20 protein-coding genes, 1 tRNA gene and 1 pseudogene are annotated in these 17,970 nt (G+C 65.7%); 15 read left to right on the top strand and 7 right to left on the bottom strand.

Annotated elements, in window-relative coordinates; all coding sequences use genetic code 11:
• The first annotated feature begins 21 nt into the window (after nt 1-21).
• The 3 genes from ispD to rlmB are packed head-to-tail and all read left to right on the top strand — an operon-like array spanning nt 22 to nt 3,613.
• Complete coding sequence (gene ispD / locus C0012_RS03140; RefSeq protein WP_110588240.1) at nt 22-1,218, top strand: 2-C-methyl-D-erythritol 4-phosphate cytidylyltransferase; 1,197 nt, start codon at nt 22-24, stop codon at nt 1,216-1,218.
• A gap of 54 nt (nt 1,219-1,272) precedes the next feature.
• Nucleotides 1,273-2,652: a cysteine--tRNA ligase gene (gene cysS, locus C0012_RS03135; protein ID WP_110588241.1), complete on the top strand. Its 1,380-nt coding sequence runs from the start codon at nt 1,273-1,275 to the stop codon at nt 2,650-2,652.
• Nucleotides 2,645-3,613: a 23S rRNA (guanosine(2251)-2'-O)-methyltransferase RlmB gene (gene rlmB, locus C0012_RS03130; protein ID WP_110588242.1), complete on the top strand. Its 969-nt coding sequence runs from the start codon at nt 2,645-2,647 to the stop codon at nt 3,611-3,613. Before cysS ends, rlmB begins: the two co-directional genes overlap by 8 nt.
• A 65-nt stretch (nt 3,614-3,678) precedes the next feature.
• Here rlmB and C0012_RS03125 read toward each other — a convergent pair whose 3' ends face one another.
• Complete coding sequence (locus tag C0012_RS03125; RefSeq protein WP_110588243.1) at nt 3,679-4,785, bottom strand: ABC transporter ATP-binding protein; 1,107 nt, start codon at nt 4,783-4,785, stop codon at nt 3,679-3,681.
• Between the two features lie 203 nt (nt 4,786-4,988).
• On the opposite strand from C0012_RS03125, the gene C0012_RS03120 reads away from it, so the two are divergent.
• Both C0012_RS03120 and C0012_RS03115 read left to right on the top strand, forming a co-directional pair.
• Nucleotides 4,989-5,888 (top strand): DsbA family protein, encoded by a 900-nt coding sequence (locus tag C0012_RS03120; RefSeq protein ID WP_162621781.1) that lies wholly within the window; start codon nt 4,989-4,991, stop codon nt 5,886-5,888.
• 26 nt (nt 5,889-5,914) lie between these two features.
• Nucleotides 5,915-5,990 (top strand) — tRNA-Thr (locus tag C0012_RS03115).
• A gap of 15 nt (nt 5,991-6,005) precedes the next feature.
• Here C0012_RS03115 and C0012_RS03110 read toward each other — a convergent pair.
• On the bottom strand, nt 6,006-6,263 hold the full coding sequence (locus C0012_RS03110) for an FCD domain-containing protein (RefSeq protein ID WP_332835667.1): 258 nt from the start codon (nt 6,261-6,263) through the stop codon (nt 6,006-6,008).
• Between the two features lie 57 nt (nt 6,264-6,320).
• Here C0012_RS03110 and C0012_RS03105 point away from each other — a divergent pair.
• From C0012_RS03105 to C0012_RS03070, 8 genes and pseudogenes are all read left to right on the top strand, one after another.
• Nucleotides 6,321-6,674 (top strand): annotated as a pseudogene (locus C0012_RS03105) (integrase core domain-containing protein); the annotation flags it as partial.
• A gap of 87 nt (nt 6,675-6,761) precedes the next feature.
• Complete coding sequence (locus C0012_RS03100) at nt 6,762-7,793, top strand: hypothetical protein (RefSeq protein ID WP_110588245.1); 1,032 nt, start codon at nt 6,762-6,764, stop codon at nt 7,791-7,793.
• A gap of 718 nt (nt 7,794-8,511) precedes the next feature.
• Nucleotides 8,512-8,742 (top strand): hypothetical protein, encoded by a 231-nt coding sequence (locus C0012_RS03095; RefSeq protein ID WP_110588247.1) that lies wholly within the window; start codon nt 8,512-8,514, stop codon nt 8,740-8,742.
• A 111-nt stretch (nt 8,743-8,853) separates the two neighbouring features.
• Nucleotides 8,854-9,234, top strand: a complete 381-nt coding sequence (locus C0012_RS03090) for a GntR family transcriptional regulator (protein ID WP_110588248.1) — start codon at nt 8,854-8,856, stop codon at nt 9,232-9,234.
• 172 nt (nt 9,235-9,406) lie between these two features.
• Nucleotides 9,407-10,312, top strand: coding sequence for a hypothetical protein (locus C0012_RS03085; protein ID WP_162621782.1), 906 nt, complete (start codon nt 9,407-9,409; stop codon nt 10,310-10,312).
• Between the two features lie 114 nt (nt 10,313-10,426).
• Complete coding sequence (locus tag C0012_RS03080; protein WP_162621783.1) at nt 10,427-11,059, top strand: hypothetical protein; 633 nt, start codon at nt 10,427-10,429, stop codon at nt 11,057-11,059.
• Nucleotides 11,060-11,075: 16 nt separating this feature from the next.
• Nucleotides 11,076-11,714 (top strand): SdpA family antimicrobial peptide system protein, encoded by a 639-nt coding sequence (locus C0012_RS03075; RefSeq protein WP_162621784.1) that lies wholly within the window; start codon nt 11,076-11,078, stop codon nt 11,712-11,714.
• On the top strand, nt 11,711-12,685 hold the full coding sequence (locus C0012_RS03070; RefSeq protein WP_162621785.1) for a sporulation-delaying protein SdpB family protein: 975 nt from the start codon (nt 11,711-11,713) through the stop codon (nt 12,683-12,685). Before C0012_RS03075 ends, C0012_RS03070 begins: the two co-directional genes overlap by 4 nt.
• A gap of 178 nt (nt 12,686-12,863) precedes the next feature.
• On the opposite strand, the gene C0012_RS15355 is transcribed toward C0012_RS03070, so the two are convergent.
• The gene (locus tag C0012_RS15355) at nt 12,864-13,019 is read right to left on the bottom strand and encodes a hypothetical protein (RefSeq protein WP_162621786.1); all 156 of its coding nucleotides are present in this window, start codon (nt 13,017-13,019) and stop codon (nt 12,864-12,866) included.
• A gap of 82 nt (nt 13,020-13,101) precedes the next feature.
• Here C0012_RS15355 and C0012_RS03065 point away from each other — a divergent pair.
• Nucleotides 13,102-14,279, top strand: a protein-coding gene (locus C0012_RS03065; RefSeq protein ID WP_408631130.1) for an IS3 family transposase whose coding sequence is annotated in 2 segments (ribosomal slippage) — nt 13,102-13,368 and nt 13,371-14,279 — 1,176 coding nt in all. Because the reading frame shifts where the segments join, the coding sequence is not laid out codon by codon here.
• Between the two features lie 197 nt (nt 14,280-14,476).
• Here C0012_RS03065 and C0012_RS15350 read toward each other — a convergent pair.
• From C0012_RS15350 to C0012_RS03050, 4 genes are all read right to left on the bottom strand, one after another.
• Complete coding sequence (locus C0012_RS15350; protein WP_162621787.1) at nt 14,477-14,917, bottom strand: hypothetical protein; 441 nt, start codon at nt 14,915-14,917, stop codon at nt 14,477-14,479.
• Between the two features lie 204 nt (nt 14,918-15,121).
• The gene (locus C0012_RS03055) at nt 15,122-15,424 is read right to left on the bottom strand and encodes a hypothetical protein (RefSeq protein WP_110588254.1); all 303 of its coding nucleotides are present in this window, start codon (nt 15,422-15,424) and stop codon (nt 15,122-15,124) included.
• A gap of 91 nt (nt 15,425-15,515) precedes the next feature.
• Nucleotides 15,516-15,674, bottom strand: coding sequence for a hypothetical protein (locus tag C0012_RS15345; RefSeq protein ID WP_162621788.1), 159 nt, complete (start codon nt 15,672-15,674; stop codon nt 15,516-15,518).
• A 219-nt stretch (nt 15,675-15,893) separates the two neighbouring features.
• Nucleotides 15,894-16,592: a FadR/GntR family transcriptional regulator gene (locus C0012_RS03050; RefSeq protein ID WP_110588255.1), complete on the bottom strand. Its 699-nt coding sequence runs from the start codon at nt 16,590-16,592 to the stop codon at nt 15,894-15,896.
• A 144-nt stretch (nt 16,593-16,736) separates the two neighbouring features.
• Here C0012_RS03050 and C0012_RS03045 point away from each other — a divergent pair, with 144 nt between their 5' ends.
• Nucleotides 16,737-17,966: an aminotransferase class V-fold PLP-dependent enzyme gene (locus C0012_RS03045; RefSeq protein WP_110588256.1), complete on the top strand. Its 1,230-nt coding sequence runs from the start codon at nt 16,737-16,739 to the stop codon at nt 17,964-17,966.
• Nucleotides 17,967-17,970: the final 4 nt, after the last annotated feature.

Here is a 17,970-nt window from a genome sequence, read left to right as displayed (position 1 = left end):
GGGGCGGTTAGTTTTGTAGACGTGACCACTACGCGCATCGACACTGCGATCATCGTCGTCGCGGCCGGCAGCGGCACGCGTCTCGGCGCGGGGAGCCCCAAGGCCTTCGTCGGCATCGACGAGCACACGATTCTGCGCCACTGCCTGCGCGGAGTCTTCGACGCGGCCCCGGCCCAGGTGGTGGTCGTGGTGCCCGCGGACCGCGTGGGAGAGGCGCTCGCCGAGGCGCACGAACAGGCGGGGGAGCGGCGCGATCTTGTCACCGTCGTCGCGGGCGGCGAGACGCGACAGGGATCCGTCTCGGCCGGACTCAGCCGTGTCTGGGCCGATGTCGACATCGTCCTCGTGCACGACGCGGCGCGTGCGCTTACGCCGTCCGGCGTCATCGACCGCGTGATCGGGGCGGTCCGCGAGACGGGGCACGGCGTGGTTCCCGCACTCGACGTCATCGACACGATCAAGCGCGTCGAGGGGGAGGCGATCACGGGCGCGGTCGACCGGTCTGAGCTCGCGGCTGCGCAGACCCCGCAGGGCTTCCGCCGCGACATCCTCGTCGCCGCATACGAGCGCGCGGCGCAGGAGTTCACGGACGATGCGGCTCTCGTCGCCGACGCCGGACACCACATCATGCGGATCGAGGGGTCGTCACTCTCTTTCAAGATCACGACGCCCGCCGACCTCGCGCAGGCGCGGCGGATCGTCGCCGACGCGCCGATCGCTCCCGTGCGTCCGGCGCTCGCCCACCGCGTTCCGCGCGTCGGCGTCGGCACCGATGTGCACGCATTCGGCGGGGAGGGTGCACTGTGGCTCGCGGGCCTCGAGTGGCCCGGCGAGCCGGCCCTTTCCGGGCACTCAGATGGTGACGCCGTCGCGCACGCGATCGTCGACGCCCTGCTGAACGCGGCCGGCCTCGGCGATATCGGGACGCACTTCGGCACGGCCCGCCCGGAATTCGCGGGGGCACACGCTGAAGCCTTCCTCGCCGAGACCGAGCGCATCCTCGCCGCGGCGGGGTGGCGGATCGGCAACGTCTCGGTGCAGGTCCAGGCGCAGCGACCGAAGTTCTCGCCGCGACGCGACGAGGCCGAGGCTGTCCTCGCTGCCGCGCTCGGCGGCGCGGCCGTGTCGGTGTCGGCGACGACGACCGACGGCCTGGGCTTCCCCGGCCGCGCTGAAGGCGTGCAGGCATTCGCGGTAGCCCTGGTGATCCCGGCCTGAGGCGCGCCACGATTCGCGAGCGTCCGCGCGGGCGACGCGGATAGGCTGGGATCCGTGACTCTGAGGCTGTACGACACACGCGCGCAGGCGCTTCGCGACTTCGTCCCGATCGACGAGCGGAACGTCACGATGTACGTGTGCGGACCGACCGTGCAGTCGGGGCCGCACATCGGCCACCTGCAGAGCGCGCTCGCGTTCGACCTGCTGCGCCGGTGGCTCGAGCACCGCTTCGGGCGTGTGACCTTCGTGCGGAACGTGACCGACATCGACGACAAGGTGCTCGCGAACGCAACACCAGACGAGCCGTGGTGGGCGCTCGCCTACCGGATGGAGCGTGAGTTCACGTCCGCGTATGAGGCGATCGGGATCCTCGCTCCGAGCTACGAGCCGCGGGCGACGGCGTCGATCGCGCAGATGCAGGAGCATATCCAGCGTCTCATCGACGCGGGCCACGCGTACGAGTCGGGCGGCGATGTCTACTTCGATGTGCGGTCTTGGCCCGGTTATGGGGAGCTTACGCGGCAGTCGCTCGACGCCATGGAGCCTGCAGGTGATGCGGATCCGCGTGGAAAGCGCGACCCGCACGACTTCGCGCTCTGGAAGGCGCACAAGGACGGCGAGCCCGACAGCGCGACGTGGGCTTCGCCCTGGGGCACTGGGCGCCCGGGCTGGCACATCGAGTGCTCGGCCATGAGCCGGCGGTATCTCGGGGCCGAGTTCGACATCCACGGCGGCGGGCGCGATCTGCGCTTCCCTCACCACGAGAACGAGCTCGCCCAGTCGACCGCCGCGGGCGACGGCTATGCCCGCTACTGGGTGCACAACGGCCTCGTGACGGTCGATGGCCAGAAGATGGCGAAGTCGCTCGGAAACTTCACCCTCGCGCACGACCTGCTCGCCGAGCGCCCCGCGCGCGTCGTGCGGTACGCGCTCGCGGCGGCGCACTACCGCTCGAATCTCGATGTGTCGGAGCGCGGCTTCGATGAGGCCGCCGCGGCGCTCGACCGCATCGACGGCTTCCTCGAACGGGCGGAGCGCGTCGCAGGCGATGCCCCCAGCGAGATTCCCGAGGCATTCGCCACGGCGATGGACGACGACCTCGGCGTCCCGCAGGCGCTTGCCGTCGTGCACGAGACGGTCCGCGCGGGCAACACAGCGCTCGGATCGGGTGACGAGGAGGGGGCACGCGCCGCGTTCTCAGCGGTTTCGGGCATGATGGACCTTCTCGGCTTCGCTCGCGAAGGAGACGGTTCCCGGGGCGCGGCGGAGGAACGGGCGCTCGATACCCTCGTGCGCAGCCTCATCGCACAGCGCGCCGACGCGCGAGCCGAGAAAGACTGGGCGACGGCCGACCGGATCCGCGATCTCTTCGCGGACGCCGGCGTCGCCCTCGAAGACACACCCGATGGAACGGTTTGGAGCATCGATGGCTAAGCCAGGACGGCCCGGCGCAGGCAAGGGCAAGAAGGGCGCGACCAAGGGGTCGGGCGGCAAGGGGAAGAAGTCCCTCGCAGGGCGCGGACCGACGCCGAAGGCGGAGGATCGCGTCTACCACAAGGCCCACAAGCGCAAGCAGCTCGCCGACCGCTCGGCGGCGAAGCGGCCGCAGCAGAAGTCCGCGCCGCGCCGTCGTCCGAACGACGACAACGAGTACGTCACCGGCCGCAACAGCGTTCTCGAGGCGCTGCGCACGCGGATCCCGGCGGCGACGCTCTACATCGCGCAGCGCGTCGAGATGGACGATCGCGTCAAGGAGATGCTCGCGATCGCACACAAGCGCGAGCTGCCGATCCTCGAGGTCACGCGCCCCGAGCTCGACCGGATGGCGGGATTCGACGGGGTGCACCAGGGCGTCGCCCTGAAGGTGCCGCCGTACGAGTACGCGCACCCGCAGGATCTCCTCGAGGAGATCATCGGTCGGGGTGAGACGCCGCTGCTCGTCGCGCTCGACGGTGTGACGGATCCTCGCAATCTGGGAGCGATCATCCGTTCGACGGCGGCGTTCGGCGGACAGGGCCTCATCATTCCGCAGCGTCGCTCCGCCGGCGTGAACTCCGCGGCGTGGAAGACGAGCGCGGGCGCCGCGGCGAGGATCCCCGTCGCGATGGCGCCGAATCTCACGAACGTGCTGAAGGACCTGAAGAAGCAGGGCGTGTTCGTGCTCGGTCTCGACGGCGGCGGCGAGGTGTCGATGCCGAAGGTCGAGCTCGCCGATCGTCCGCTCGTGATCGTCGTCGGCAGCGAGGGTGACGGGCTCTCCCGCCTCGTCACCGAGACGTGCGACCAGATCGTCTCGATCCCGATCTCGCAGCAGGCCGAGTCGCTCAACGCGGGCATCGCGGCGAGCGTCGCGCTGTATCAGGTGTCGACGATCCGCGGCCAGCTCGCGGAGTAGTCCGCTCACGCACGAAGAAGGCGCCCCGTCCGAGGACGGGGCGCCTTGTTCGTACAGCTCGGGCGTCAGGCGCCGGAGACGATCGCCTTCTCGATGAGACGCTCACCCGTCTCGACGTCGAACACGTGCACGTGGTCGGCAGTCGGCGCGAGGGTGACGACGTCGCCGGCCACCGGGTGGTCGCGGCCGTCGACGCGCGTGACGAACTCGACGCTCTCGCCGTCGATCTCGGTGCTGCCGTAGAGGTAGCCGTCGGCGCCGAGCTCCTCGACGAGGTCGACCTTCACCTGGATGCCGCCGTCCGCGTCGGGGACGACCGTGAAGTCCTCGGGGCGCACACCGATCGTGACGCGGCCGCCGTGCGCGCGGTCGATGGCCTGGCGCTCGATCGGGACGACCCGCGTGCCCACCTGCACGCCGCCCTCGACGATCTCTGCGGGGAAGAGGTTCATGGCCGGCGAGCCGATGAAGCCTGCGACGAAGTGGTTCTGCGGGCGCTCGTAGAGGTCGCGCGGCGTACCGACCTGCTGCAGGAGGCCGTCCTTGAGCACCGCGATGCGGTCACCCATGGTGAGGGCCTCGGTCTGGTCGTGCGTCACGTAGACCGTCGTGACGCCGAGGCGGCGCTGCAGCGACGCGATCTGCGTACGCGTCTGCACGCGGAGCTTCGCGTCGAGGTTCGACAGGGGCTCGTCCATGAGGAACACCTGCGGCTCGCGGACGATCGCGCGGCCCATGGCGACGCGCTGACGCTGACCACCCGAGAGGGCCTTCGGCTTGCGGTCGAGGTAGGGCATGAGGTCGAGCAGCTTGGCTGCCTCCTCGACGCGCTTGCGACGCTCTTCCTTGTTGATGCCCGCGATCTTGAGCGCGAAGCCCATGTTGTCGGCGACCGTCATGTGCGGGTACAGCGCGTAGTTCTGGAACACCATCGCGATGTCGCGATCCTTCGGCGGAACGTCGGTGACGTCGCGGTCGCCGATGCGGATGGCGCCGTCGTTGACCTCTTCGAGGCCGGCGAGCATGCGCAGCGAGGTGGACTTTCCGCAACCCGAGGGGCCGACGAGGACGAGGAATTCACCGTCGCCGATCTCGAGGTTGAGCTTGTCGACCGCGGGGCGCGTGCCGCCCGGGTAGACGCGGGTGGCGTTGTCGAACGTCACAGTTGCCATGACTTTTCTCCTTCACCGGCAGGTACGTGCCGGACGATCCGTTGTGAATGAGCGATGCGCTCCCGCGCTCCGCACGCCCACCATTGGGCGCAGAGACAGTATTGCATGAGTCCGCGATTCGTGTCGGCGGCCCTCGTGCGGCACCGCACGGAAATCGGTCGATGCCTGGCCGTTTCTCAGCGCTTCTCACTATGATCGGCGGGTTGCAGTCCGCACCTGACGGACTCGAGGAGGCGCAGCCGATGACGAACGACGACCCGTCGACGACGGAAGCCGACCAGGCACGCCGCGAGGCCGTGCGCGAGAAGGCCAAGAGCGTCAAGGCGCGGATCCGGCGACGCAAGCACGCGCGTCGCGCCGTGATCACGATCGCCATCGTCGCCGCGGTCGTCGCAGCCGGGTGGTGGGTGTGGCGTTCGGTCGGGCCCGAGCTCGAGCGCACGGTCGTCACGCCGAACAACCTCACGGGTGACGCGATCGACGTGGTGTCGCTGCTTCCCGAAGACGAACGGCCTGAGCGGGTGGCGGATCCGATTGCGATCGATGTGTACGTCGACTACATGTCGCCCGAGGCGGGCACGATCGAGGCGTCGCTGGCCCCGCAGATGTACGAGCTCGTGGCCGACGGTGTCGTCACGCTCGCCTACCACCCCGTCTCGCTGCTGTCCGGCGAGTCGAACGGTACCCAGTACTCGACGCGGGCCGCCGGCGCCGTGGTGTGCGTCGCCTCCGAGTCGCCCGCCGCGTTCCGTGACGTCAACACCGAGCTGCTCACGAACCAGCCAGAGGAATCGAGCGACGGGTTCACCGACCTCGAACTCGCGGAGAAGGTCGAAGCGGCGGGGGCCGAGGGCGTCTCCGACTGCATCGAGAATCGCACCTTCGCACCGTGGGTGAGCGCGGCGACCGCGAGGACCCTCGACGGGGATCTCGTCGGAGCCGAGGGCGTCCAGCTGACGTCCGACGCGATGATCGTCGTGGATGGCCAACCCTATGAGGGCGCCTACGACGACCCCGCCGAGTTCAGCCAGTTCCTGCTCACGGTGCAGAGCGAGCAGTACTACGGCGATACGGATTCGGGCAGTTCGGACGAGTCCGAGTAGGCTGGATCCCGGCCCGAGAGGGCCACGCCGGCTTAGCTCAGTTGGTAGAGCACCTGTCTTGTAAACAGGGGGTCGTGGGTTCGAGCCCCGCAGCCGGCACCATCATCCCCTCGCCGGTCATTCCGGTTGGGCGGCGGGTCGCAGCTTGCGCAGCCAGACTTCGGTCTGCGTCACGTGCGCGGCCGCTGCCGCCGCCGCGGCGACAGGATCCTGAGCCTCGATTCCGCGGAGGATCGCGCGGTGCCCCGCGTCGGACAGGCGCTTGATCTCGTCTGCGGAATCGGATGTGAACAGCTTGTAGGCGCGGGAGCGCGAGCGCAGCACGGACACGAGCGCTCCGAGGGCGTCGTTTCCGCCGACGCGCGCGATGCGCATGTGAAACTCGTGGTCGAGCTGTGGTTGGCGTTCGTCGTTTCCGGCCCGTTCGCGGACCTCGTCACCGTCCGCGGCGCTCCCGCGGTGCTCAGATCCGACAACGGCCCGGAGTTCGTCAGCGATGCGATGGCCGACTGGGCCGGCACCCGCACCGGCCTGTTCTTCATTCCGCCCGGTTCGCCCTGGCACAACGGGTACGTCGAGTCGTTCAACAGCAGGCTCCGCGACGAATGCCTAAACATGAGCAGCTTCCACTCGCTGCTGCACGCCCAGGTCGTGATCGCCGACTGGAAGACTGAGTACAACCACGACCGCCGGCACTCATCGCTCGGGTACCTCGCACCGATCGACTACGCTCGGCAATGCACCCATCAACTAGAAACCGACGACTCGCACAGCGACCGGACCTAATGAAGGGGGCGGCCCAAGGGCTCTTACCGGAGACACCATCACCGTGAATCTGGGGATGGTCGCCAACGGCAGTTCGGGGCTGTCGAGGTGACGGCGAGATGCAAGCCCGGAGGTGTCGAGGCCAGTGACAAGACGGGCTACTCGCAGGATGTTTCGAAGCCGACTCTCACAGTCGTGCAGGGCGGCGCATCCGAGAAGCACGATCTGTCCTGGATCAAGGTCTCGAGCCTGTCGACGACGTTCCAGGTGACGTTCACCGCTGCTCACGACACGGGCGTCACCTCAGTCTCTTCCACGAAGGCCCTGAAGCAGACCGTGACGCACCCGCGAGGTTCGACCTATGGCAATGCGGTCACCTATCGAGTGGAGGCTACGGCCGGCGACGGGAGCGCCTCCAGCGGCACGAAGAAGACCACCACGAAGTGGCCGCATCCTCCGAAGGCGCGGAACATCACCTACACCGCCGACAAGCAGACTTCGGTGGCGGGGACGATCACCTGGAACATCACGACGACCGCGGGACGGTGCACGGATGGCACCTTCCGTCAGTCGCGCGTGATTGAGAATCGCGCCGGCCAGTCGAACGGATCGATGAAGACGGGTGTCACGCACCGAGGTTCGTGGGGGAAGGGGTCGACGAGCTACCGCTGGAACCCGTCCGGTGCGAAGCACGGATATGCCTACGGAGTGAGTGTGGAGACGCGCTGCGTATCGACGACCACAGGTCTCGTGAGCTCCGTCGATGCCGTTCAGAGCGTCGACTTTGTCACGCCGTTGCCGAAGCCGAAGGCGCCGGTCTGGACGACCTACAATCTCAAGGACAAAATCGTCGGCAAGAACCGGACGTGGAGCACGTGCTTCTACGGGACGGAGCTCCCTGACTTCGGCAACGAGTCGACGTTCTGCCAGTGCCCGACGATGAAGGTCGACTACCGGACGTTCTGCACCTCGGGGGCGAAGGTGAGCTGGTCGAGCTTCGAGTCGCAGATGCACGATCCGGGCACCCCGCAGACCTACAGCCATTCGTTCGGGTGGCGTGACTACTGGATGCTCGGGGGCTACGAGCGCGCGCGTCACCTACGGCAACGCTCACTACCGGTGCGCAACACCGTGGTGTGAAGTCCAGAGCGCGACGGCCGGAACGACAGACATCTGGGTCTACTCGAAGAAGTAGTGGTGATCTCGTGAAGGTCAAGTCCGTGGTCATCGGTGTCTCGGGTCTCGCCGTCGCGGGGCTTGTCGTCGGGGCAGCATTACTGTTGACCTCAGGAAGACAGCCGTTGCCTGAGCAGATCAAGCACGGCACGACACCAGATCACTCCGGCCCGAAGATCGCGTTGGAGCATCCGGCTGTCCCGGCCCCGGAGGGGGATCACCCCCTTCCGGGCGCAGCTGACGTACCCACGGGCGAGGAGTCGTCTGGTGGCGCGGCTGTGGGGTCATTTGGTGGCGCAGCTGAACAGGTCGCAGGTGAAGACGGGAGCGGCATCTTCGTCCCGGGGGCGGACCCCGACGCTCCGTTCGCGGCTTGGAACGGCACCATCGCATCTGATGGGTCTGCGATCGACCCTGCGCGCGGCGAGGTGACCGCCCAGTACGTTCAGCCATTCGCCGGGAATCTCGCTGACATTCGCCAGAGCAACGGAGGAAGCGGGGAGGCGGAGGGGAGTGGCGAGATGCAGGCACAGCGCGTCCCGCAGTCTTCACTGACCGCTGTCTCGCCGGATGGGCGGTCGAAGAGTTCGCCGAGCTCACCGCGCGAGGTGTCTACGAGCTCGCGGACGTCTGCGGCCGCGAGGCGCTGATCCTCGCCGGGCCCGCCGGCGTCGATGCGAATGTGCTCACCTATGCGAGCCTCGAAGAGTTTGCGCCCGAGGGTGCAGCCGAGCTGCTTCGAACCGACACCGACACCTTCGCGTTGGTCGCGTTGCGTTCGGCAGACGGTGAGGCGCAGCTGCTGGCGGCCATGCCCCTCGACAAGCGCGATGTCGCCACGACCCTGACTGGCGAGCTCAACACCGTCGAGCACGATGTGGAGCCGGCAGGAGAGGAGACCGCGGAGCCGTGAGCCAGCGACAGTCGTCGCGCTACTCTGCATGAGACCTTTCTGCGCACGATCCGGGCGAGCTCGTGCTTGAAACCTTCCATTGGATCTACTTGTTCTGCTAACTTCTAGAACATGTTGATCCGGGTCGACGACGCGAGCTCGGTCCCCTTGGGGATCCAGATCGCGGTGCAGATCCGCCGGAGCATCGCCACGGGCGAACTGGATGCCGGTGAGCGACTTCCGCCTGCGCGCGAGGTTGCGTCTGATCTGGACGTCAATCTCCACACCGTCCTGCGTGCCTACGGCATGTTGCGCGATGAAGGGTTGATTGAGATGCGGCGGGGCCGGGGGACGCGTGTATGTGCGGAGCCGTCGCCGGCCTTCGTCGAGTTGTCTGCGCTGATCGATCAGACGGTGCAGAAGGCGGCGACGCTGGGTCTCAGTCGTCAACAGATCATGGACATTATGGCTTCGCACCATTCGCAGCTGGGTGGAGTTGTCCAACACACATGACGCGATAGCGGCCGGAGGCCGGTCATCGCGGGGGTAAAAATGGGGGGAAATAGGGACGATGATCGATGCTGGTCACCGACGTGCAGTGAGACGCTTCGTCGTCGCAGGGATCGCTGTACCGCTCGGTATTGGAGCGATTGCGGTTGCTGCGCAACTCTTCATACTCCCGGACGTGCCAACGCAGGTGGCAGTGAACTGGGGAGCGGACGGGCCAGACGGCTTCGGGCCCGCGTGGATCCTCCCGGCCCTGACCGGCGGACTCGTGGCCGGATTCACCGCGTTGATCAGCGTACCCATCACCGTGTCGTTCGCCCGCTCAGCAGAGGGTGTCCCTCCCACGAATCTGCGATTTATCGTAGCGATTCTGTGGGCGACCATCGGCTTCTTCGCCACGTGCCTGACCGCGGCGCTGTACCTGCAGCGCGGCCTGGAGCCCGGCGACCCGATCGTGGGGATGGGGGCGTGGGCCGGCGTTGGCGCCGGCGTCGCGGCACTGCTGGCCGTCGCCGGGGTCGTCGTCGCGCCTCGGCCTGATGCGAACTCCGTCTCTGCATCACCGACAGAGGATGCGACCGCGCGCCTCGAGGTTGCGTCTGGTGAACGTCTTGTCTGGTCCCGCACTGTGCCGCTGAAGACGGAAGCCCGCCTCGTTCTCTGGTTCATCGCGACCGCATCGCTCGCCTGTGGCGCATACCTGGTCGCGACAAGGCCTTCGAGCTGGTGGACCTGGATCCTCGCGACCGTTGCGGTGCTGGCTGTCTTGACGGCTTTCACGCTCCGACGCATCCGCGTGACCGCGAGTGCTCGCGGTGTCCGGGTCCGCACTGGATTGGGGACGACGTTGTGTCGGATCGATGCCGACCGGATCACCGCGATCAGCACCGGCACACCGCCGACCGGAGCCGGCCGAGGGTTCCGGTTGCTCAATGATGGCAGTCGCGCGATCCTCATGAACTCCGGCCCAGTGCTGCGTGTGCAAACGCAGAAGCCGGACGCCGATCTCATTGTGTCGCTACCTAACGCTGACGATGCCGCGGCTGTGCTTCGCGCATCCGTTCCTAAGCTCCCTACGACCTGACGAAGACTGCCTTCCACGAGCCTCTCCTAGGTGGAGGGCGCGAGTCGGCGTGCCTAATCGAGCTTGATAGAGCTTCTTCCCTGAGATACAGCGGAGGAGATTGGAGAAGAACGAATGAAGGTTCGAAACAAACTGGCGACAATAGCGGCTGCTGCAGTGGTGCTCGTCGGGGGCGGCGGCATCACTGCGGCAACCGCCAACACCACAGAGCCCACTGACCGGGAAGTTGTCCAGGGACTTCTCTTCGGCAACGGCGAGTTTGCGAGCGAGGTGAACAACGAGGTCGTCATCGAAGACTCGGCGGTACGCGCTGAATACGAACAGGGGATCGAAGAAGCGCTCGATGAGTTCCTCGACGCAGAGAGCGACGCCGTCGCCGGATACGCGAACGACATCCGCAGCGGCGACATCAATCGCGTGGACGCTGGTCTCGATGGTCTCGCTGAGACCTATATGGCGCATGCGGAAGAGACTGTCGGCGAGGAGGCGCTGGCCGCTGTAGCTGAGGAACAGGGCGTGACCCCCCAGGCGTGCGGTGTTGCAGTCGTCTGCGTCGCCTATGCAGCGGTTGCAGTCCACAACACGGTCGCCCTCACGGCACTCGCGGGCGCCGTCGTAGGCGCCGCGGTCGCCTGTGGTGCCTGGTGGGTCGATTGCACTGCGAACTCCGCGGCTGTGACAACCCAGAACTCGCGTGCTGCACAGGAGCAGTTCGTGGCCGAGGTCACAGTCGCGGCACGCGACTGACATCTGCGTGCGCACCATGGGCGGGGAGAACGACGAATTGAGCAACGCCACCAATGACGAGACCGTCGACAACTCGGCGCCTCAGCAAGCTGCCGAGGGTTCGGCAATGATCAGGAACACCGTACTGGTGGCAACACTTCTCATCGTTGCAGTCATCGCGGTGACGTCGCTGCCCGCCCAAGTGCATACGCCTCGCTCGTGGAACGGCGGGCTGGCAGTAGTTCAGTCCGTCGTTCCGCAAGGGTGGGGGTTCTTTACGCGAGACCCGCGCGAACCTTCGGTGACGCCCTACACAGAGGGGGTCAACAATGAATGGGTGAACGCGAAACGCGGCCCAAATGTGCAGCCGCAGTATGCGTTCGGGGCGAACCGCGAAGGCCGCCTCACCGAGTTCGATGTCGAAGGGGTTGTATCTGGAGCGGAGGGGACACCGGAGTGGGTCTCGTGCGGCACAGTCTCCGAGCTCGATTGTATTGCTCAGACACTTGAGTCTGGCCCGATCCTTGCTTCGAACGTGGCCGGGTATGACCTTCGACTTTGCGAGCGTATCGCGCTTATCAGGGAAGATCCTGTGCCGCTTTCCTACGCCAGGTTTGGAGGGAAACCCGAATTGTCCGGTATGATTCTTGACGTTGATTGCGAGCTACTGTCGTGACTTCTCTGACGCAGAAACTCGATCGCTACATCGCGAGAACGTCTCCGTTCACCCCAGTCGTCGGCACTGCGCGAACGATCCTGGCTTTATCCACGGCCATCACCTTGACATTCACCCCGAGCAGCCAGCTGTTCTTTCGAAGCGAGAACTATCCGGACGGGGTGACGTGTAGCACTGAAGCGACCAGCCTGTCCTTCTTCTGCCTCACTGCGGACCAAGGTGTACCCACTTGGTCTGTGATCGTTGCCATCGGCGTGTTGTTCATCGCCGCCATCGGGGTGCTGCCGCGGTGGACCTGCATTCCTCATTGGTATCTCACCTGGAGTCTCGCAGCGGGTAGCCCGCTGCCCGATGGCGGTGATCACCTTGCATCCAACCTCACCCTGATCCTCATCCCATTCTGCTTGTTTGATGGTCGGTTGACCCACTGGCGACGAGACGACCAATATCGGTCAACGAGCCTCGTGGCTAAGTACATTGCCTACGCATGCCTCGGATTGTGGATAGTTCAGCTGATGGGCGTCTACCTGCAGGCATCGATCGCGAAGATGGCTGTCACTGAATGGGCCGACGGTTCCGCCCTTTGGTATTGGTTGCAGAATCCCACCTTCGGGCCTGCTGAACCGATACGCTCACTCACGCTACTAGTGTTCCAGTTTCCTGTCATATCAATCATCGCCAGCTATGGAACGCTTGTTCTTCAACTGGCGTTGGTCGCCGGACCATTCATGCGTCGACGAGCTCGACAGGTACTGCTGATTCTAGGCATTGCGTTTCATGGAGCGATTGCGATCGTCATGGGACTGTGGTCGTTCTCGGCCGTGATGATCGCCGCCGATATCCTACTGCTTCTTCGACCGGATGAGCAGCGGGGCCTGTCGTTCGGGAAAAGAATCTCGCACCCCATACGACCGTCGGCGGCTGACAGCGCTTTGCGTCAGACTTCGCCATCGCCCACCTCACCATCATGATCTCGAGTTGCTACGAACCCTACTGCGCCCCTACTGACGATCGGGTTGCGGACACGATCTAGACCATCGCCACGAAACGAAGAACCCCGCAGCACCGTGTGGTGCTGCGGGGTTCTCCCCTGATTGACGGATCGTCAGCGCCTTGGGTCACCTCGGGGTTTCGCTATGCGGGATCCCATCAGGATCGCTGAAGGACCAGCGAGTCGTACGGGTCGGCGCCGCCGAACATCGGGAGAAAGCTCCAGTCCTCTCGCACAGCACCGGCGAGGTACGAACGCACCTCCGAAAGAGTCTCGTAGCCGATCCCGAGCGGGCGAGTGGACCCATCGGGCATCTCGACCTCGATGGGGCGTGAGGAACGGATCGGTGACGATTGATCGTTAGTGCTGGGAGGCGTTGGCGGGGAGGATGTCATCATGCCTGGTCCATACCCCAAGGAGTTCCGCGAGGACGTTGTCGCGGTTGCTCGTAGCCGTGAGAGCGGCGTCACTATCAAACAGATCGCGACCGACTTCGGGATCAGCGAAGCGACGTTGCAGAACTGGCTCCGCCAAGCTGATGTCGAGAACGGTAACCGTCCAGGCCAGACCGCGGCCGACGCCGCGGAGGCCCGAGAACTCAAGAAGCGGATTCGGTTGCTCGATCAGGATCACGAGGTGCTCAGGAGGGCTGCGGCGTATCTGTCGCAAGCGAACCTCAAGCTCGGTGGCTCCCCAAAATGACATACCCGCTCGTTGCTGAGCTCGCCGTCGCGGGGATCACCGTGACGGTGTCGTGCCGGGTGCTCAAGCTCGCAAGGCAGCCCTACTACCGGTGGCGGAATGACCCGATCCGCGAGGCGGACCTGGTCCGCGCGTATCGGATCAACGCGCTCCACGATGCTCATGCGGACGACCCGACGTTCGGCTACCGATACCTGACCGACGAGGCGCGGCGGGCAGGGTGGCGGATGAGTCGGCGGACGGCGTGGAAGCTGTGTTCGCAGTCCGGGATTCTCTCGTCCGCGCAGCGCCGTCGGCGTGGCAAGGGCAAGAAGGTGGGCCCGCCCGTGTTCGACGATCACGTCCAACGTGTGTTCCGTGCCGATGCTCCGAACCGTCTCTGGCTCACGGACATCACGGAGCATTGGACGGGCGAAGGCAAGCTCTACTGCTGCGCGATCAAAGACGTGTTCTCCAACCGCATCGTCGGCTACTCGATCTCGGACCGGATGACCGCGAAGCTCGCCGTCGACGCCGTCCGAAACGCCGTCGTTCGCCGCGGTGATATCGCCGGATGCACCCTGCATGCCGATCGCGGCAGTCAATTTCGAAGTCGAGCGGTTGCCCGCGAGCTTCGCCGCCACGACATGGTCGGATCGATGGGCCGCGTCGGCGCTGCAGGAGACAACGCGGCCATGGAGTCGTTCTGGTCGTTGCTGCAGACAAACGTGCTCAACCAGCAACGGTGGTCGACGCGGCATGAGCTGCGGCTTGCCATCGTCGTCTGGATCGAGCGGAAGTACCACCGCCAACGATCTCAGGACACCCTCGGCGGGTTGACGCCCTTCGAGTTCGAAGCCAAGCTAGCCGAGCCGCTCACACTCGCGGCCTAGACCGAACCTGTCACCAGTTCGTTTCTCACGCCCTTCGTCCTAGCGCTCGTCGGGGTTGTCCCGCTTGAGAGGTGCCGGTGGCCTTTTCGATTCGAACGACGTCTGGTGGGTTGGCTTCGGTTTGTTGCTCGTTGGCTTCGTGCGGATGAGATTCTTCATCCTGTCCGCGGCTGACTCGTCGCTCATTGCCTTCTCCTCTAGCTGTCCAGAACCAGTCCAACGTTGACGAGCGCGACGAGACCAATGAGGGACGTCCCTGCGATGAACCACCGAAGTGAGTCGTGGACATGCTTCGCCATCTTGTCGAGCTCATTCTCATGATCCCAGTATTCTCGGTTGAGTTGGCCGAGGATCTCGATTCGTGCGTCTCGTTCGCTGGCGTGCGCTGCCCTGGACACAATGAACTCAGGGTCGGTCGTCTCGACAGGAACGACTAACATCGACTTCACGGCATAGATCACTGCACATATGAACGCAGGGATCGGTACGAAGTAGCCGGGATTAATGCTGACCGTGCCCGCAATGGTGGCTGCGATGCCTGCAGCGGCGACGATGCTCGATGCACGCGCCCTATGACTGGATATGCGCGCTGCCTGTTGCTCTCGGAGGCGGACGACCTCGGCATGTCCGAGAGCCAATCCGTCATCTGACGCGCCGGAAGCGACTGGTGGTCTCGCTAGCCCACGGAGTGCGTGTGGGCGAGTAGGTGATAGGCGAGATGGCATGATCCGATTCTGGCAGTGATGTGGCGACGTCGATGGACTCGGCCAGAGCGCTACACCTCGCGCGCTGACGGCCTGCCATCCTCGAGCACGCACGTGTCGAGCTCGAGCGAGGCGAGGTCAGCTGACGAAGGTATACGTCTCCTCAGACGCGTAGCGTGCGCGCTTGGGGTGGGGCGTCCATCGGCTGAGCAGCTTCTCGAGCTTGAACGGGACGCCGTCTCGAACCTGCTCCGGCGGGAAGGTCCCGTTGATTATGTCGACGCGACCGCTGCCGATGAGGTGTCCACCCTGGAAGAACTCGGCATATCCGAGGTCGTCTGAGCACGGGGAGCACTCAGGTGTGAGGTCGGGGATTTCGTCGAGGGCGGGGAGGTCGTGCGGACTGGTTTCGCCGCAGGAGACGCAGTGCAGGTCGGGCATGTTGGTTCCTTTCGATAGCACACGGGGAGAACATCTCCCTATAACATTTTAACAGAGGTATGTCAAGTGCCTTTAACTGGGAAAATCCTGATCAAACATCCAAAGGCTCGTTCGGTAGCGACGGATCCGCCCGGTATGTCTCGAGCGCCCCGATCAACTCGTCGACGCTGTCGCATGCGGCGAGGTCGAGGAGGTCACGCACCTCAGACCAGACCAGACGACGAGGCTGCGCGGGATTGAGATCATCCATGGGGAGACGGTGGACCCGTCTCATATTCGTCTCACATGTCGATGTTCGCGGGCGATATTCGATGTGTGCCGATGTGGCTTCGCGTTGTGGTTAATTGCCTGATCAGCGGGTGCAACTGCAGTCAGATGTGGTTCCTTGTCGGCGCGTGTGCTTCAGCCCGAAGTCGTCAGGGGGTCGTGGGTTCGAGCCCCGCAGCCGGCACCATCATCCCCTCGCCGGTCATTCCGGTTGGGCGGCGGGCCGCAGCTTGCGCAGCCAGACTTCGGTCTGCGTCACGTGCGCGGCCGCTGCCGCCGCCGCGGCGACAGGATCCTGAGCCTCGATTCCGCGGAGGATCGCGCGGTGCCCCGCGTCGGACAGGCGCTTGATCTCGTCTGCGGAATCGGATGTGAACAGCTTGTAGGCGCGGGAGCGCGAGCGCAGCACGGACACGAGCGCTCCGAGGGCGTCGTTTCCGCCGACGCGCGCGATGCGCATGTGAAACTCGTGGTCGAGCTGTGATTGGCGTTCGTCGTTTCCGGCCCGTTCAAGGTCGTCGAGGGTCTGTGCGAGCGCGGCGAGATCTTCCGGGGCGGCGCGTGCTGCCGCGAGAGATGCGGCGTGGGATTCGAGCACGCGCCGCAGCTCGTACAGCTCGAGCACCGACTCGAGCGGCAGCAGGCCGACGGTGAGGGACAGGCTTTCGATCACGTCGGCGGCCCGGAGCTCCGCGACGAAACTGCCGGATCCGTGGCGTGTGTCGACGACGCCGAGTGCGGCGAGCATACGGATCGCCTCGCGGATCGAACCACGCGAGACGCCGAGCTGCTCGCTGAGCACGCCCTCGCTCGGGAGCCGGTCTCCGGTGCGCAGCGTTCCGTCGGCGATCAGTGCGCGCACGCGTTGCAGTGCCACGTCGACTGCGGTTGTGCCGTCCATGCAGAAAGTCTCCCATCGTCGGCCGTGTTCGCGTGTCGATCGTGTTTCAGTTGTCCGACGAATTTGCCAAGTTTGCCAGAAAAGGGTGGTGATTTCGCGTCGCTGCTGGCACTCTTGTCCGACAAGAAGCCGAGAGGAACCTGAATGTCTCACGATGTCGCCACTCCGTTCGCACCCGTGACGCTCGCCGACGGGCGGCACGCGCGCGACGCCTGGCCGCTGGATCCCGACATCGTCCATCTGAATCACGGTTCGTTCGGGGCGGTCCCATCGGAGGTCGTCCGCGCCCAGGAAGAGCTGCGCGCTCTCGCGGATCTCAGCCCCGTCTCGTGGTTTCCGCGTGTCGCGGAGCGTGTGGCGCAGGCGCGTGAGGAGGTTGCTCCGTTCGTCGGGGCGTCGGCGGACGACCTCGTGTTCGTTCCGAACGCCTCGGCCGCCGCGACCGTCGTCTACAACGCGCTGCGGCTCCGCCCCGGTGACGAGGTCGTCGTCACCGATCACGGCTACGGTGCCGTGTCCATGGGGGCGCGCCGCCTTGCCCGACGTTTCGGTGCGGATCTGCGCACCGTGCGGATCCCCCTTTCCGCCACCGACGACGAGGTCGTCGACTGCTTCCGGGAACAGCTCACGGATCGTGCCCGCCTCGTCGTCGTCGATCAGATCACTTCGCCGACCGCGCGCTTGCTCCCCACAGAGCGGATCGCGCACGTCGCTCGCGAGCGTGGGGCCCGCGTGCTCGTCGACGGCGCCCACGGTCCTGGCCTCGTTCCCGATGCGGCACGCGGGACCGGCGGTGACTGGTGGTTCGGGAACCTGCACAAGTGGCCCTGCGCGCCACGCGGGTCTGCCGTGCTCGTCACCTCCGCTTCCGATCGCGACGATCTGTGGCCGCTCATCGACTCATGGGCTGCGGATGACCCGTACCCGACCCGCTTCGATACGCAGGGGACTCTGGACGCCACGAGCTACATCGCCGCGCCACGCGCGATCGAGTTCGTCGAGCGGGAGTACGGCTGGAGCCGCGCTCGGGAGGCGATGCGCGCGGCGGCAGACGAAGGCGCCCGTGCCATCGCGGCGGCGATGCAGCCCTACGTCTCGGACGAAGCGCTCCACGCGTCTCCCTCACCGGTGCCGTCCATGCGCCTTGTGCGTCTTCCTGACGGTCTCGGCCGTGCACGTGAAGACGCCGACGAGCTGCGAATGCGCCTGCTCGATCTGACGGGTATCGAAGCGGCGTTCACGAGCTTCGCCGGCGTCGGCTACCTGCGCCTGTCGGTGCACCTCTACACCGAAGCGCGCGACTTCGAGGCGTTCATCGATCACGCCATCCCTCAGATCGTCCGACTCGCCGGCGAGCGCAGGCCCGCGCACTGACCGT

The sequence above is a fragment of the Microbacterium suaedae genome, assembly GCF_003254645.1.
Classification (GTDB): Bacteria; Actinomycetota; Actinomycetes; order Actinomycetales; family Microbacteriaceae; genus Microbacterium; species Microbacterium suaedae.
This window is presented reverse-complemented; position numbering and strand designations above follow the sequence as displayed.